General features: G+C 28.2%; 4 protein-coding genes (1 of these 4 only partly in view). All 4 read left to right on the plus strand.

Going from position 1 to position 1,371, the window contains the following annotated elements; translation table 11 throughout:
* A protein-coding gene (locus tag LUA84_RS04070) for a hypothetical protein (RefSeq protein ID WP_457913335.1) crosses the window boundary here: on the plus strand, window positions 1-411 show its 3' portion. The gene continues 198 nt to the left of window position 1, outside the view; 411 of the gene's 609 nt are visible here — the last part of the coding sequence; the start codon falls outside the window, past its left edge; its stop codon occupies window positions 409-411.
* Window positions 308-706, plus strand: coding sequence for a hypothetical protein (locus LUA84_RS04075; protein ID WP_457913281.1), 399 nt, complete (start codon window positions 308-310; stop codon window positions 704-706). The genes LUA84_RS04070 and LUA84_RS04075 overlap by 104 nt, the downstream gene beginning before the upstream one ends.
* Window positions 707-713: 7 nt before the next feature.
* Entirely contained in the window at window positions 714-962 is a 249-nt protein-coding gene (locus tag LUA84_RS04080; RefSeq protein WP_256443487.1) for a hypothetical protein, read from the plus strand.
* Window positions 931-1,332, plus strand: coding sequence for a hypothetical protein (locus tag LUA84_RS04085; protein WP_457913282.1), 402 nt, complete (start codon window positions 931-933; stop codon window positions 1,330-1,332). The genes LUA84_RS04080 and LUA84_RS04085 overlap by 32 nt, the downstream gene beginning before the upstream one ends.
* The last annotated feature ends 39 nt before the right edge of the window (window positions 1,333-1,371 follow it).

Genomic DNA, 1,371 nt, shown 5'->3' on the forward strand with positions numbered 1-1,371 from the left:
GGACCTGTAAGATCTGCTGGTGGTACCCCTCAGGCATTTTCAGTTGTAATTGCTGATTTTCTAAGAAGAAAATTTGGATATGAAAAATATGATCCTACTGAAGATGAAACTGAAAGATATATAATTGAAACTTATGATTATAAGAGAGCAGCCCATTTACAATATACTCCAAAGAATGAAGAAATAGAGTTTACAGTTAAAAATTTACCAGTTGAAATAAATGGAGAACCTACAGAAAAAATAGAAGTTTCTGCATATAAAGATTTACCAAGAGTTGAAACAAATTATATNNGAGGAGGAGCAATCCATGTACTTGCAGANNNNATATGTCAAAAAGCTAAAAAGATATGGAAAGAATTATCAAAGATTGCAAAAGATTTTAATTTGGAAGAGATGGTCCTGGTTAGATGAATTAAGAAAATTGCAAGAAAAATTACATGGAGGTTCTTCAGATTCTTCTGAAATAATAAAACCAAATGCAAAATATTTAGAACAATTANCTGCTGGGAGACCAATATTTTCCTTACCATCTGCAAAGGGTGGATTTAGATTAAGAATGGAGAAATCAAGGACAAATGGACATGAGGCATCTTCTATTCATCCAGCTGCTGCAATTTTAACAGATAACTTTTTAGCATGGGGAACTCAATTTGTTGTAGAGAGACTCTGGAAAAGCTTCTGCAGTTACATTTTCAGATACAATTGAACCTCCAGTGGTAAAATTAAAAGATGGATCTGTAATAAAAGTAAAAGATGAAAAAACCGCAAAGGAATTAATTGATAAGAATTTGGTAGAAAAAATACTATTTTTGAGTGATATTTTATTTACATATGGAGATTTTTTAGATAATGGACATCCTTTAGTTCCTTTGGGATATTGTGAAGAATGGTGGATATTGGAATTTGAAAAAAATGCAAAAGAAAAAGTAAATGGATTTGAAGTTGTTTTTGATATGTTGTAAACCAAGAAAATTATTTGAAATAAAAAATCTAGAAAAATTATCAGAATATTTAGATATTGATAAAAATACTTTGGAAAATTATATTAGAGATNCTACAAAAAATAAACCAGATTTTATCAATTCATTAAAGATATCTATATTATTAAATGTTCCATTACAACAGAAATATACATATTTCTGGAAAGATATAAGTNNNCAAGACTTTATATACTTATTAAATTATTTAAAAGAAAAGGCAAAAGTTTCATATAAAGAAATTAAAATAAATGGAGAAAATTATAGAATTGCTGAGAGAATCGAATTAGAATATGACGAGAGGGCAAAGAATATATTAGAAGAAATACTGATTGAGCATAAGATTGGAAAATAATAAGATTTAGTTGAATATCCAAATTCAGCAGCATTATAT

The organism is Candidatus Nanopusillus massiliensis (genome assembly GCF_920984865.1).